Source organism: Erwinia sp. LJJL01, from assembly GCF_047300805.2.
Taxonomy (GTDB): domain Bacteria; phylum Pseudomonadota; class Gammaproteobacteria; order Enterobacterales; family Enterobacteriaceae; genus Erwinia; species Erwinia aphidicola.
On record NZ_CP178576.1, the window covers coordinates 3,357,877 to 3,372,304 of the forward strand.

Below are 14,428 nucleotides of genomic sequence, written 5' to 3' on the forward strand. Positions count from 1 at the left end.
TTTTTTGGAGCAAGCAATGGCACATCGTTGGACTATTTCTCAGGCGCAGGCGCTGTTTGAAAAACCCTTTCTCGAACTGATGTTTGAGGCGCAGCAGGTACACCGCCAGCATTTCGACCCGCGCCAGGTGCAGGTCAGTACGCTGCTGTCGATCAAAACCGGCGCCTGTCCGGAGGACTGCAAATACTGTCCGCAGAGCGCGCGCTACAAAACCGGGCTGGAGTCCGAGCGCCTGATGGAAGTGGAGGAGGTGCTGATCTCGGCGCGCAAGGCCAAGGCCGCCGGCTCCGGCCGTTTCTGCATGGGGGCGGCGTGGAAAAATCCGCACGAGCGCGATATGCCGTATCTGGAAAAGATGGTGCAGGGCGTGAAAGCGATGGGGCTGGAAACCTGCATGACGCTGGGGTCGCTGAGCGAGCAGCAGGCGCAGCGCCTGGCCGATGCCGGGCTGGATTTCTATAACCATAACCTTGACACCTCGCCGGAATTTTACGGCAGCATTATCACCACGCGCAGCTACCAGGAGCGCCTGGATACGCTGGGCAAGGTGCGCGATGCCGGGATTAAAGTCTGCTCCGGCGGCATTGTCGGATTGGGCGAAACGGTCAGCGACCGCGCCGGGCTACTGGTACAGCTGGCGAACCTGCCCACCCCGCCGGAGAGCGTGCCGATCAACATGCTGGTCAAGGTGAAAGGTACGCCGCTGGCGGATAACGATGACGTCGATCCGTTTGATTTTGTGCGGACCATCGCGGTGGCGCGCATCATGATGCCTGGCTCCCATGTGCGGCTCTCCGCCGGGCGTGAGCAGATGAGCGAACAGACTCAGGCGATGTGCTTTATGGCCGGCGCCAACTCGATCTTCTACGGCTGTAAGCTGCTCACCACGCCGAACCCGGAGGAGGACAAAGATCTGCTGCTGTTCCGCAAGCTGGGTCTCAACCCGCAGCATACGGAGACCCACCGCGGCGATAACGAACAGCAGCAGGCGCTGGCGGCGCAGCTGATGACGGCCGATAACGACCTGTTTTACAACGCGGCACGATAATGGCCTGGTCACAGCGAATGAAGCAGGCGCTGGAAACCCGCCGCCTGCACGGCCAGTATCGCCAGCGGCAGGTGAACGAATACGCCGATGCGCGCAGCCTGCGGGTCGACGGCCATGATTACCGCAATTTCTCTGCCAACGACTACCTCGGGCTGAGCCACGATGCGCGCATTGTGGCCGCCTGGCGCACGCGCTTGTCGTTGAACGGCTTCTCGCGCGTATTCAGCAGCAGGAACCACACGTGTGGGCCAACCGCCTGGTGCATCTGAAACTGCGGGTTACCGGCAAAGGTTTTCACCGTATCCGGCGGCACTTCCACCATTGCATCAATGCCGCCGGAGAGCATCTCCGCGGTGCGGGTATTGCCATCGGTGATGGGGCGGAAGACGGCTGCCTCAAGCTGTGGCGCGCCGTCCCAGTAGCTTTTATTTGCCGTCAGCACCACGCGCTGATTGGCCTGCCACTCGGCAAAACTGAAGGCGCCGGTGCCGACCGGATGGCGGCCATACTCTTTGTCATACTTTTTCACCGCCGTCGGTGAGACGATCAGCCCGGCAGGGGTGGCGAGATTGGAGAGCAGCGGAGCAAAGGGCTGTTTCAGGGTAAACACCACCGTGTGCGCATCCGGCGTGGCGATCTGGTCGATTGACGAGAAGAAGAAGCTGAGCGGGAACGGGCCGGTGTGATAGTAGGGATGCTGCTTGTTGAGCATCCGTTCGAAGGTGAACTTCACCGCGTCGGCATCCAGCGGGGTGCCATCCTGGAACTTCACGTTGTCGCGCAGATGGAAGGTGTATTTCAGCCCGTCGGGGCTGATCTCCCAGCGGCAGGCCAGCGCCGGTTCAATCGACAGCGAACCGGGTGCGTTACGCACCAGCCCGTCGTAAATATTCACCAGAATGCGCGAGTCGTTCGCGGCGGTAGCCACCTGCGGGTCAAGGGATTGCGGTTCTGCCACCTGGCCAATCACCAGTACGCCAGGCGGCGTATCGGCATAAGCCGCAGGCAGGGTAGCCAGCAAGCTCAGGCAGACGGGAAGAGAGTGCAGCACGGTGCGTAGCGATCTCAACATGGTGGTCCTCGTTAAGCAGAGTGTTCAGGCCGCAGTGTTAACACGCGGATGAACAAAATTTGTCCTGTATGTTATTTATGCGTATAAATAGCGGTGAGTGCAATAATTTATCCATATAAATTTCATCTGACTGGCAGAAGGGGGGGCGATGACCTTTTCGATTGTGGCGCGCGATGCCGTAAGCGGTGAGCTGGCAGCGGCCACTGCAACCGGCGGTCCGGCGGTGGGAGCGTTGGTGATCCACGGCCGCAGCGGGACAGGAGCTATCGCGACTCAGGCGCTGACCAATCCGCTGTACGGCAGTCGCGGGCTTGAGCTGCTGGCGGGCGGGCTTAATGCCGGGCAGGTGCTGCACCGGCTGTTGCAGGAGGATGACCAGTGCCAGCGGCGGCAGGTGCTGATTATTGATAACGCAGGCAGCAGCGCACACTGGAGCGGTCGTCTGTGCGGGCCGTGGTTTGGCAGCGTGGCGGGAACACAGGTGGCGGTAGCCGGCAATATGCTGGTCGGCGCCGGGGTGACGGGCGCCATGCTTGACGCCTTTGAGAAATTTAGCGACTTACCGCTGGCCGACCGTGTGCTGGCGGCTTTGCATGCCGCACAGCAGGCCGGTGGCGACCAGCGCGGCATTCGCTCTGCCGCGCTTAAAGTCTGGCATCAGCGGCGCTATGCCGATATCGATCTGCGGGTTGACTGGTCAGATGCGCCGCTGGAACAGCTGGCTGAGGTATTAAAACAGGTGCGCGCCCCGGCCTACGCCGATTTTTTTCGCTCTCTACCCACAGGTATTCCGTAGGGGCCGATCTTTTTTTCGATCGGCCCGCTGTTACTTATCGCGGCGCTTCAGCGCAATGCGAATACCCCAGACAATCGCGACCGCCAGCACCACCCAGAAAATACGCTTCAGGTGATGATCGAGCGTATGCAGCCACGGGGCGATCACCTGGCCGCCAAGGTAGCCGAGCGAAACGAAAATCAGCGCCCACAGTGCGGCACCAATCACATTAAACAGCAGAAATTTGCGTGGGCTGAGGCGGCTGGCCCCGATAATAATCGGGCCGACAATGCGCAGCCCGTACATGAAGCGCACGCCAATCACGAACAGCACCGGCCTCTTGCGGATCAGGCGGTTGGCCTTATCGATCTGTTTCTGGTGCTTCTTAAAGCGTTTCAGGATCGGCTCACCGTAGCGGCGGCCAACGAAAAACAGCGCCGTATCCCCGAGGATACCGCCGCACATCGCCACCAGTAGCACCCAGCCAAAGCGCAGCAGCCCTTCATGGGCCGCCACGCCGCCCAGCAAAGTAAATGTCTCCCCCTCGGCCAGGCAGCCAATAAACAGGGCCCAGTAGCCATACTGGGAAATTAACGCGTTCACATCCATCGGTAATTCAGGCCTCCATTTCGACATCAAGCCGCTAAGTCTAACCGTTCCTGGTAAATCCGCCGTTAAAATTGCCAAAATCGCACTTTATTTTCACTCTGAAATGAAGTGCTTACCCGCTATTTGCATCGGTTGAAAAATAAACAACCCAAGGCCACGTATACTTGAAGAGATGCCGCCCGGGACAGTGCCAGTTGGCGGTCCGATGTTCAGAGGAGTAATGATATGAACCATGTCTGGGGACTGCTGGCGCATCCGAATCGTGAGATGCGCGACATCAAAAATGAGAACGAAACCGTTTCTCACCATTACACCCATCACGTGCTGCTTTTGGCTCTGATCCCGGTGGTATGCGCATTTATCGGCACCACGCAAATCGGCTGGGATGTGGGCGTCGAGCGCACCATTCCCCTGTCGTTATCCAGCGCGTTCGGGCTGGCTATCCTGTTCTATGCCTTAATGCTGGCCGGTGTGGCGGTGATGGGGCGGGTGATCTGGTGGATGGCGCGTGACTATCCACAGCGGCCTTCGCTGGCCAGCTGCATGGTATTCGCCGGATACGTCGCCACGCCGCTGTTTATCAGCGGGCTGGTGGCGCTCTATCCGCTGGTCTGGCTCTGTGTGCTGGTTGGCGCACTGGCGCTGGTGTATACCGGCTATCTGCTGTACGTCGGCATCCCCCTGTTCCTGAGTATCGACCGCGAAGAGAGCCTGCGCTTTTCCGGTTCGACGCTGGCCATCGGTATCCTGGTACTTGAAGTGCTGCTGGCGCTGACGGTGGTCATCTGGGGCTACGGCTACCAGCTGTTCTGAACGCGGTAAGTTGCTGAAAACCGCCGGGCCACCGGCGGTGATTTGGTAATGCCCGGAAACGAATATCCTGTAGGAAAATGCTTAACATCCGGCGTATTATGCGCAGGCCAGCCCCCGCTGTAGTGCGGGCAGCGGCGTGTGGTATCCACACTGTCATCATCAGCCGTTAAGTTTCTACGATGCCTGCAAAAATTCGTTTATCGCTGTTAAGTCTGGTTCTGCTGTGTTCCGCTCAAAGCATCCTCACGCCGGCTGCTGCCCGTACTCATCAGCCCGCGGTGGCTGGCGCTGCCGCTCAGCCAGAAATTGCTTCCGGCAGCGCGATGATTGTCGATATGAATACCAATAAAGTGATCTACTCCAGCCATCCGGATCTGGTGCGCCCGATCGCCTCTATTACCAAGCTAATGACGGTGATGGTGACGCTCGATGCCCATCTGCCGATGGATGAGATGCTGGCGGTAGACATCAGCCACACGCCGGAGATGCGCGGCATCTATTCCCGCGTGCGCCTGAACAGTGAGATCAGCCGCAGAAATATGATGCTGCTGGCGCTGATGTCGTCTGAAAACCGGGCGGCGGCCAGCCTGGCGCACCACTATCCGGGCGGCTACGATGCGTTTATCAAGGCGATGAATGCCAAAGCGCGGGAGCTGGGGATGAACAACACCCACTACGTTGAACCGACCGGCCTGTCGATCAAAAACGTCTCGACGGCGCGCGATCTCAGCAAGCTGCTGATCGCCACCAAGCGCTATCCGCTGATCGGCCAGCTGAGCACCACCCATGAAGATATGGCCAGCTTCCGCAACCCGACCTACACGCTACCGTTCCGCAACACCAACCACCTGGTGTATCGCCCGGACTGGAATATTCAGCTGACCAAAACGGGCTTCACCAACGAAGCCGGTCACTGCCTGGCAATGCGCACGGTGATCAATCAGCGCCCGGTATCGCTGGTGGTACTGGATGCCTTTGGTAAATACACCCACTTTGCCGACGCTAACCGCCTGCGCAGCTGGCTGGAAACCGGCAAGATCTCCCCGGTGCCGCCGGCGGCGCTGAGCTATAAAAAGCAGAAAGCTTCGCAGATGGTGAGTAACCGTGCGCCGGATGACAGCGCGGTAGATTAATTTATAGGGGGCGACCTGTGAGGTATCCCAGATATGACTTCTATCGCTAAACGTCCGATAACCGGTCTGAGCTCAGCCTGAGCACGCCGGAACGGCAAAAGACGCTCCCTGCGGGCCTCGGCATGCGGCATCCCTGCCGCGTGACGTCCGGCTTACCTCAGGCTGAGCCCATCCCCCGCTATCATCGTGCTCGCTGTGGCTTTCAAACCGCGACGCTGCGGCTTTGGGTGCAAGGGGGGAGGGCTGATTGCAGCAGGCCCACGGCCAGGGATGGCCGTGAGCCAGGCTACAGGGATGTATTCATGCCGGTGCGGAAAGCAGCCCTCCCTCCTGAAACCGGGCACCTCTCATCCAGCGATAAAATACAGAACAATTTTTTGTGGGGATACCTCAGGGGGCGACCTTCTTTTTTGCTCGACACAATTTCGGTCAGTCCGTTATAACGCCAGCTGCATCAATAGCGTATCGCGCCATTCGCCGTGCTTAAACCCGACTTTACGGAAGTTGCCGACAATCTCGAAGCCCATTTTTTTATGCAGACTGACCGAACCCGCATTACGCTCGCCGTTGCCGATAATCGCCAGCATCTGCTGATAATTGCCCAACTGGCAGCGGGCAATCAGCGCCTGCATCAGAGCCGTACCTACGCCACGCCCCGCCATTTCGGCATCGATATAAACCGAGTCCTCAATGGTGAATCGGTAGGCGGGGCGCGGGCGATATTGGGTGGCATAGCAGTAGCCGACTACCGCGCCGTCGATTTCGGCCACCAGCCACGGCAGGGCGAATGAGTGCACCTTAGCCAGCCGGGCGGCCATTTCTACGGCATCGGGCGGGATCTTTTCAAACGAGCCGCAGCCGTGCAGCACGTGCCAGGCATAGATACGGGTAATAGCGTCAATATCGGCAGGTGCGGCATCGCGCACTACCATGGCAGAACCGGGAAGGGACATCATTGCTCCATGCACTTTTTTTTATTCAGTTTGCCACTGGCGGCTGAAGTTGCGGTCATAGATTATTCTTATGACGGCGAACAGGTTTTTACATCGCAAATCCTATAGTCCCGGCCAGGGCAAAAGCATAAACTAGCCGGCAAATTGACTGGCGCATCGCAGCGTCTACTTCAGTATCAGGAACCTTTTTCATGTCTGGCTTGTTAACTTTTCTTCGCATCTGTCTGCTGGCGCTGGTCGCACTCTCCCCGCAGCTGGTGCTGGCTGCCGATAATAGCGATTCGCAGCAAACTGAGGATGCCGCACCGAAGGTCAATGCGGCCGTCGAACTGCCAAAAATGCAGAAAGTGCTGGATAAAATCAAGCAGCAGGTTTCAGGCGAGACTAACGACAGCAAGCTCAGCGCGCTAAATGATATGGCGCTGGAGCTGTCCGGCGATGCCGATACCCTGGTCCAGAGCATTACCCCGCAGCGTGCGCAGCTGCAGGCGCAGCTGGCGGTGCTTGGCCCGGCCCCCAAGGCCGACAGCGGGGTGAAAGAGACCGCTGAAGTCACCAGCAAGCGTACCAAGCTGGAAAACCAGAAAAGCAAAATGGACGACCAGATCAAGCAGGCCGAAGCGATTAAAAGTGGCTCGATTAATCTGTCGGCACAGATTGTTAACCTGCGACGCGACGCGCTGAAAACCCAGCTGGCGCTCAACGCGGGCAGCATCTTTGGCCCGCGCTTCTGGGCTCCGCTGTTCAATACCCAAAGCGATGACAGCAGCAAGATCGGTGATTTTGTCGATGAGCTGACATCAACCGCCGCGCTCTCCTGGGAGCCTGGCTGGCGTTTAGGCACGCTTGCCTGGCTACTGGCTGCCGTGCTGGTCGCCACGCTGGGCCGCCGTTACCTGGAAGAGTTCCTCGCCTGGGTCGGCATCCATCATCTGCCGGAAGGGCGCCTGCGCCGCAGCTTCCTTGCGGCCGCCACCGCGATGACCACGCTGGCTGCCGTGGTGCTGGCGTTTAACTTCCTCGACCAGGCGTTTACCCGTCACGATGAAGTGATCGATGACGTGCGCGACTTCGCCGATAAGCTGGTCGGCCTGAGTATTTTCTGCGGGCTGATTGCCGGGCTGGGGCGCGCTTTCCTCTCCACGCGCCGCCCGTCCTGGCGCCTGCCCAATATCTCTAATGAAGTGGCAATGGCGTTAAAACCTTTCCCGCCGCTCACTGCCGCGCTGGTGTTTATCTTCCAGACGGTGGAAATTTTTAACAGCAGCGCCAACACCAGCGTTGGCACGACGATTTTTGCTAACGGCATGACCGCGCTGTTGATTGGCGCGACCGCGCTGTCGATCAGCATGCGCACTAACCGCGTGCGCCGCCGGATGATCCAGCAAGGGCAGCAGCCGGAGGCGAAGTCGACGCTGGTCGGCTTGATCCAGATGGCGCTGACGCTGATTGGCGTGGCGATTATGATTGCGCTGACGATCGGCTATATCACCATGGCGCGCTTCCTGAGCTACGAGCTGATCTGGATGGGGCTGGTGTTTGGCACCTTCTATATCTTCAGCCAGCTGGTAGCCGACGGCTGTGAAAGCCTGTTTTCGACCAACAATGCCACCGGTAAGCGTATCCAGACCTCGCTGAATATTGACGAGCGCCACCTGGGGCAGATTGCCGCGGTGCTGGGCGCTATCGGCAAAACCCTGCTGGTGCTGGCCGCTGCGATGGCGCTGCTCAACGGCACTTTCGGTAGCTCAACGCCGATTGAGCTGGTGCAGAAAGCCATTGAGTTTTGGGGCGGTAAAGGGCTGGAGTCGCTGAATATCGTGCCGGCGCATATGGTGAATGCGCTGATCTGCCTGGTGGTCGGTATCTGGGTGCTGCGCTCGGTGAAGCGCTGGCTGGAGCACGACTTCCTGCCGAAAACCACCATGGATACCGGCATGCGCGTCTCGCTGATCACGCTGTTCAGCAACATCGGCTTTGTGCTGGTGATCCTGATGACGCTGTCGATTATGGGCCTGCAGTGGAACAAACTGGCGTGGATCGTCAGCGCCCTGTCGGTAGGTATCGGTTTTGGTTTACAGGAGATAGTGAAGAACTTTATCTCTGGCCTGATCCTGCTGACCGAGCGCCCGGTGAAGGTCGGCGATCTGGTGAGCATCAGCGGTATCGAAGGCGATATTCGCCGGATTAACGTGCGCGCCACTGAGATCCAGCTCAGCGATAAATCGACGGTGATTGTGCCGAACTCGCAGCTGATCTCACAGAATGTGCGCAACGCCACCATGGGCAACGCGCAGGGCGTAGCGACCATTACGCTGACCTTCCCGCTGGATATCGACCCGCAGCAGGTACGCCAGCTGCTGCTGGATGTGTATAACGAAAACGAGCGCATTCTCGAGAACCCGGAGCCGTCGGTGTCGTTCAAAGACCTGACCACCAGCGGCATTGTGCTGTCGGTAACCGGTAACGTGGCCAGCCCGCGCCAGGTGAGCGGGGCGAAAAGCGATCTGCTGTTCGATATCCTTACCCGCCTGCGTAAAGAGGGCGTGGTGCTCTCCACGCCGCAGACCATGATCATTGAACGCAAGAATGGTCAGGTGGTATTGCAGGAACCCAAAGAAGAATAACCCGGCCCGTGATAATCCGTAGGGGACGACCATTTTTTCCGGTCGTCCCGTGCCGAAGGTTTGCACCAGCCGTAATGAAGACCTTTTTTCCGGTCGTCCCGTGCCGAAGGTTTGCACCATCCGTAATGAAGACCATTTTTTCCGGTCGTCACGTTCAGATCGGCAGCGGGTTTTGGTTGCGGGCTGACCGAAAAAGAGGGTCAGCCCCTACAGGTGGACTGTTACGGTTTATCGCATCCGCACTCACCCCAGTGTTTCGCACGCGTGGTTTTGCCAATCCCCGGATTAAAACTGTTGGTCGGGTCGAGCTGCTGGTAAAACGCCTTCAGCTGCGGCTTGGCCTTGTACAGATGGCCAACATTGTGCTCGGCCGGGTACTCCGCGCCGCGCGCCGCCAGAATCTCCAGCATCTTCTCTTTTAACGCGTGCACATCCACGCCTTTCTTCACGATATAGTCCTGATGGAACACGTGGCACAGGAAGTGGCCGTAGTAGAGGCGATGCGTCAGCGCCGCATCAAACTCCGGCGGCAGCCGCTCGAACCAGTCGCGGTCGTTGCGGCGCAGGGCGATATCCAGCGCCAGGATATCCTCCACCTCGTTATGGTGCACCGCGTGATAGCGCACCGCCGCACCCGCCGCCGCAAAGCGATGCAGGAACGCGTGCGCCCCCTCTTTGCCCGCACATTCGAAATATTCGCCTTCGGCCTGCTGGAAGAACGTTTGCAGATAGGCGCGCGCTTCCGCCACGCCCTCACCGGACATTTTCAGCATCAGGTGATGTTCAAAACGGTCGCGATACTGCTTCATGCGCGCGGGCAGATGCGAAGGCAGCAGCGCGGCCAGTTTCTGCAACAGGCGGTCGCTGAAGTGCGGCTTCAGCCACGGGATACGCGCCAGCAGCGCATCGGCACGCCCTTTCAGGGTGAAAAACAGCGGCATTTTGTCGGTACCGAGCTTGTCGATCATCACAAAGGTATCTTTGCCGTAGGTCTCGGCGATATCGAAAATATCGCGATGCATATATTCGCCCGCCACCGGCAGGTTACTGAAGTTAGCGAGCATATGGCGACGCAGCTGGTCGAGCACCGCCGTGTCGTTGGTGCCGATATAAAACACCTGCTGGGCGCTTTCACTGGCAAAGGTGTCAAGGCGAACGGCAAACAGCGCCAGCTTTCCGGCGCAGCCGCTGGCTTCGAACAGGCGGCGTGCGTCGGCGTTAAAGCGGGAGGGGGTATCGGCATCAACATCGCGCACCCGCTCGGCGTAATCGGGGTCGGAGGCGTGGCGCTCATCGTGCTGCACGTCAGCGGGCTGCCAGCTTTCATCATCCAGCTTGCTGAGGATCTGCTCCGGCGAGCTGCCAAGTGCGATCCCCAGATGGTTAACCAGCTGCAGTTTGCCCTCGGCGGTAATCTGCGCATACAGCGCCATCTCGCTGTAGGCCGGGCCGCGCTTCACCAGCGAGCCGCCAGAGTTATTGCATATCCCGCCCAGCACCGAGGCACCGATACAGGATGAACCGATCACCGAATGCGGTTCACGCCCCAGCGGCTTCAGCACTTTCTCCAGCTGATACAGCGTGCTGCCCGGGAAGGCCAGCACCTGCTTACCGCCGTCCAGCAGCTGAATTTTGTCCATGCGCAGGGTGCTGATAATCACGATATCGCGCGGATAATCATTGCCGTTCGGCGTGGAGCCTTCCGTCAGGCCGGTATTGGCCGCCTGCATCAGAATAATCACATCAGCGGCAACGCAGGCTTGCAGAATACGCCACTGCTCCAGCAGAGTGCCTGGAAACACCACGGCGAGGGCATCGCCTTCACCCGATCGGAAACCCTTACGGTAGCGTTCGGTTTTTTCCGGTTCGGTGAGCAGATGGTTGCGGCCAACGATACGGCCCAGTTCAGCAATCAGTTTTTGTGCGGCGGGTTGAGAGGTGTGCATGTCATGTCCTTGTCAGTATCACCGCTTTACTGTAGCACTCGTGAGCGAGCAATAAAGCCCTGGAGGCGAGCGCTGTGATTCATCACCTGAAAACTAGCTGCTATTCTCAAGGTATGACACACTGCACCCACTTGTTACCTCAGGGTAAAAAAAATCAAACAACCTAGTCACTTGAGAGAAAATCATCTGATGAAATGGATTTGTTCTGTCAGCCTTGCCGTCACTCTGTCTATGCAGCCCGCTTTTGCCGAAGAGCTTATCGGCCCGCATCAACTGACCCCGCAGGCGCGCGACGCTTTCGTCAGCGGGCTGCTGAAAAAAATGACGCTCGATGAGAAGATTGGCCAGCTCAGGCTGATCACCGTCGGCCCGGATAACCCGAAAGAAGCGATCCGCGACATGATCCAGCACGGTCAGGTCGGGGCGATTTTCAACACGGTGACGCGTCCCGATATCCGTGCGATGCAGGACCAGGTGATGCAGCTCAGCCGCCTGAAGATCCCGTTGTTCTTTGCCTATGATGTGATCCACGGTCAGCGTACCCAGTTCCCGATCCCGCTGGCACTGGCCTCCAGCTGGGACACCGATGCGGTGGCGCAGGTTGGGCGCATTGCGGCCTATGAAGCCGCCGATGATGGCCTCAACATGACCTGGGCGCCGATGGTTGATGTCACCCGTGAACCGCGCTGGGGCAGGGGGTCGGAAGGCTTTGGTGAGGATACTTACCTGGCGTCCGTGATGGGCCGCACCATGGTTAAGGCGATGCAGGGCAAAAGCCCGGCTGACCGCTACTCGGTGATGACCAGCGTTAAGCACTTTGCCGCCTACGGCGCGGTGGAAGGCGGGCGGGAATACAACACGGTGGATATGAGCCCGCAGCGCCTGTTCCAGGACTATCTGCCGCCGTACAAAGCGGCGCTGGATGCAGGCAGCGGCGGGGTGATGGTGGCCCTGAACTCGCTGAACGGCGTACCGGCCAGCGCCGACAGCTGGCTGCTGAAGGATGTGCTGCGCGATGACTGGGGCTTCAAGGGGATTACCATCAGCGACCACGGTGCGATCAAAGAGCTGATTCAGCACGGGGTGGCGCGTGACCCGCAGGACGCGGTGCGTATCGCGCTGCAGTCCGGCATTGATATGAGCATGAGCGATGAGTACTACAGCAAATATCTGCCGGGCCTGGTGAAAAGCGGCGCGGTGAGCGAGCAGGAGATTGATAACGCTGCACGTCACGTGCTCAATGTGAAATATGATATGGGCCTGTTTAATGACCCGTACAGCCACCTCGGGCCGGTGGGGAGTGACCCGGCGGATACCAATGCCGAAAGCCGCCTGCACCGCGCTGAAGCACGCGATGTTGCGCGCAAGAGTATGGTGCTGTTGAAAAACCGTCTGGAGACGCTGCCGCTGAAAAAATCCGGCACCGTGGCGCTGATTGGCCCGCTGGCCGACAGCCAGATTGATATTATGGGCAGCTGGTCCGCCGCGGGCGTCGCGAAGCAGTCCGTGACGCTGCTGCAGGGGATGAAAAATGCCACCGCCGGCAAGGCCACGCTGCTGTATGCCAAAGGGGCAAACGTCACCGACGATAAAGGCATTCAGGACTTCCTGAATCTGTATGAGAAGGCCGTCACCATCGATACGCGCACGCCGCAGCAGATGCTGGACGAAGCCGTTGCCACCGCGAAAAAAGCTGATGTGGTGGTGCTGGCGGTTGGTGAAGCGCGCGGCATGGCGCACGAAGCCTCCAGCCGGACGGACCTGACGTTGTCCCACAGCCAGCTGCAGCTGATTGATGCGGTGAAAGCCACGGGTAAACCGATCGTGATGGTGCTGATGAATGCCCGCGCGCTGGCGCTGACCCACCAGCTTGAGCAGTCGGATGCGATGCTGGAAAGCTGGTATCCAGGTACCGAAGGCGGTAATGCGATTGCCGACGTGCTGTTCGGTGATTACAACCCGTCGGGCAAGCTGCCGATGTCCTTCCCGCGTTCCGTCGGCCAGATCCCGATTTATTACAACCACCTGAATACCGGCCGCCCGTATAACTATGAGAAGCCGAACAAATACACCTCTCACTATTTTGACGAGGCGAACGGTCCGCTGTTCCCGTTCGGCTATGGGCTGAGCTACACCACGTTCACGCTGTCGCCGGTGAAATTGTCGTCCGCAACGATGGCGCGTAACGGCACGGTCAATGCCAGCGTGACGGTCACGAATAGCGGCAAGGTCGACGGCGCCACGGTGGTGCAGCTCTACCTGCGCGACGAAGTAGCGAGCATCAGCCGCCCGGTGAAGGAGCTGAAGGGCTTCCAGCGCATTATGCTGAAGGCTGGAGAGTCGCAAACCGTGACCTTCCCGATTGACGTCAGTGCGCTGACCTTCTGGAATGCCAGAATGCAGCAGGTGGCCGAACCGGGTAAATTCAGCGTGATGATCGGGCTGGATTCAGCGCGCACCGTCGATGCGGAATTTGATTACCTGTAACGAGGGGCGGGCATGCCTGAACGATGGGGCGGGCATGCCCGCCCCCTACGCGCCCGGTTTAAGGAATAGCATCATGGTCACTATGCGCGATAAAATTCAGCAGCAGGTCTTCCGCTTAAATGGCCTGTCGCTGAATGAGTTTGACCTGTCAAAGCCGGCGGGCGACCCCGGTCTTTACGGGCCGGACAGCGTGATCTGGCGCGTGCACGGTGACTTTACCTCCATGCTGTGCGGCGGCATCTGCGCGCTGCTGCTGCAGATGCTGCATCCGCTGCCGCTGGCGGGCGTCTGGGATCACTCCACCTTTCGCGAAGATATGATGGGGCGGCTGCGGCGTACCAGCCAGTTTATCGCCGTCACCACCTTCGGCAACACCGCCGATGCTCATATCCTCATCGAGCGCGTTAAGCGCATTCACCTGAAGGTCAGTGGCGTCGACGCGCACGGTCAACCCTATGAGGCCAGCGATCCGCGGCTGCTCACCTGGGTTCACGTTGCGGAGACCAGCAGTTTCCTCGCCGCGCACCTGCGCTATAAAAATCCGCAGCTCAGCCTGGGCGAGCAGGATCGTTACTATGCCGAGGCCGCAGTGGTTGCCGAAGCGCTCGGCGCGCAAAACGTGCCCAGGAGCGTGGCGGCCGTCGAAGGGTATCTGCAGGCGATGCGTCCGCAGCTGCGCTGCGATGAACGCACGCGGGAAGTGCTCTCCCTGCTGATGAACGCCCCGGCCCCAAGCTGGCAGGCGCGCCCGGCAATGAAAGCGATAATGACCGCGGGCATTGAGCTGCTGCCTGGCTGGGCTTTACAAGACTTTGGCCTGCATTTTTCCCCGATAAAGCGCCGGATTATTCACGGGCGTATTCATACTCTTGCCGCGCTGCTGCGCTGGGCTATTCAACGCGGCGCCTGGCAGCGTGCCATGGCGCGCGTCGGACGTGAGCATTAATCACCATAAGGATATCATC

The 14,428-nt window shown here is 59.2% G+C and carries 10 protein-coding genes and 2 pseudogenes; 8 read left to right on the forward strand and 4 right to left on the reverse strand.

The genetic code is table 11. The features are described from left to right. Nucleotides 1–16: 16 nt before the first annotated feature. Together bioB and ACLI4M_RS16670 are read left to right on the forward strand one after the other, a co-directional pair. Nucleotides 17–1,048: a biotin synthase BioB gene (gene bioB / locus ACLI4M_RS16665; RefSeq protein WP_048916685.1), complete on the forward strand. Its 1,032-nt coding sequence runs from the start codon at nt 17–19 to the stop codon at nt 1,046–1,048. Beyond that, nucleotides 1,048–1,236, forward strand: a pseudogene (locus ACLI4M_RS16670) (8-amino-7-oxononanoate synthase); the annotation flags it as partial. The gene bioB and the pseudogene ACLI4M_RS16670, both read left to right, overlap by 1 nt. Here ACLI4M_RS16670 and ACLI4M_RS16675 read toward each other — a convergent pair. Continuing rightward, nucleotides 1,227–2,120: pseudogene (locus tag ACLI4M_RS16675) on the reverse strand (ABC transporter substrate-binding protein); the annotation flags it as partial. The pseudogenes ACLI4M_RS16670 and ACLI4M_RS16675 sit on opposite strands and share 10 nt — an antisense overlap. 148 nt (nt 2,121–2,268) lie before the next feature. On the opposite strand from ACLI4M_RS16675, the gene ACLI4M_RS16680 reads away from it, so the two are divergent. Further along, a complete protein-coding gene (locus tag ACLI4M_RS16680; RefSeq protein WP_133624139.1) occupies nt 2,269–2,916 on the forward strand; it encodes a DUF1028 domain-containing protein in 648 nt (215 codons plus the stop codon). A gap of 30 nt (nt 2,917–2,946) precedes the next feature. Here ACLI4M_RS16680 and ACLI4M_RS16685 read toward each other — a convergent pair whose 3' ends face one another. Then, entirely contained in the window at nt 2,947–3,504 is a 558-nt protein-coding gene (locus tag ACLI4M_RS16685) for a DedA family protein (protein ID WP_187498383.1), read from the reverse strand. Between the two features lie 225 nt (nt 3,505–3,729). On the opposite strand from ACLI4M_RS16685, the gene ACLI4M_RS16690 reads away from it, so the two are divergent. Together ACLI4M_RS16690 and pbpG are read left to right on the forward strand one after the other, a co-directional pair. Next, entirely contained in the window at nt 3,730–4,317 is a 588-nt protein-coding gene (locus ACLI4M_RS16690) for a Yip1 family protein (protein WP_133624138.1), read from the forward strand. A gap of 179 nt (nt 4,318–4,496) precedes the next feature. Then, nucleotides 4,497–5,450 carry a D-alanyl-D-alanine endopeptidase gene (gene pbpG, locus ACLI4M_RS16695; RefSeq protein ID WP_048916647.1) on the forward strand — a complete coding sequence of 318 codons (954 nt, stop codon included), beginning with the start codon at nt 4,497–4,499 and terminating at the stop codon, nt 5,448–5,450. Nucleotides 5,451–5,887: 437 nt separating this feature from the next. Here pbpG and ACLI4M_RS16700 read toward each other — a convergent pair whose 3' ends face one another. Further along, on the reverse strand, nt 5,888–6,406 hold the full coding sequence (locus ACLI4M_RS16700) for a GNAT family N-acetyltransferase (protein ID WP_133624137.1): 519 nt from the start codon (nt 6,404–6,406) through the stop codon (nt 5,888–5,890). A gap of 188 nt (nt 6,407–6,594) precedes the next feature. Here ACLI4M_RS16700 and ACLI4M_RS16705 point away from each other — a divergent pair, with 188 nt between their 5' ends. Beyond that, the gene (locus ACLI4M_RS16705; RefSeq protein ID WP_133624136.1) at nt 6,595–9,030 is read left to right on the forward strand and encodes a DUF3772 domain-containing protein; all 2,436 of its coding nucleotides are present in this window, start codon (nt 6,595–6,597) and stop codon (nt 9,028–9,030) included. 221 nt (nt 9,031–9,251) lie between these two features. On the opposite strand, the gene dld is transcribed toward ACLI4M_RS16705, so the two are convergent. Next, a complete protein-coding gene (gene dld, locus ACLI4M_RS16710) occupies nt 9,252–10,976 on the reverse strand; it encodes a D-lactate dehydrogenase (protein WP_133624135.1) in 1,725 nt (574 codons plus the stop codon). Nucleotides 10,977–11,165: 189 nt separating this feature from the next. Between dld and bglX the strand changes: the two genes are divergently transcribed. Beyond that, nucleotides 11,166–13,463: a beta-glucosidase BglX gene (gene bglX, locus ACLI4M_RS16715; protein ID WP_048916643.1), complete on the forward strand. Its 2,298-nt coding sequence runs from the start codon at nt 11,166–11,168 to the stop codon at nt 13,461–13,463. A 73-nt stretch (nt 13,464–13,536) separates the two neighbouring features. Beyond that, nucleotides 13,537–14,409, forward strand: coding sequence for an oxygenase MpaB family protein (locus ACLI4M_RS16720; RefSeq protein WP_133624134.1), 873 nt, complete (start codon nt 13,537–13,539; stop codon nt 14,407–14,409). Nucleotides 14,410–14,428: the final 19 nt, after the last annotated feature.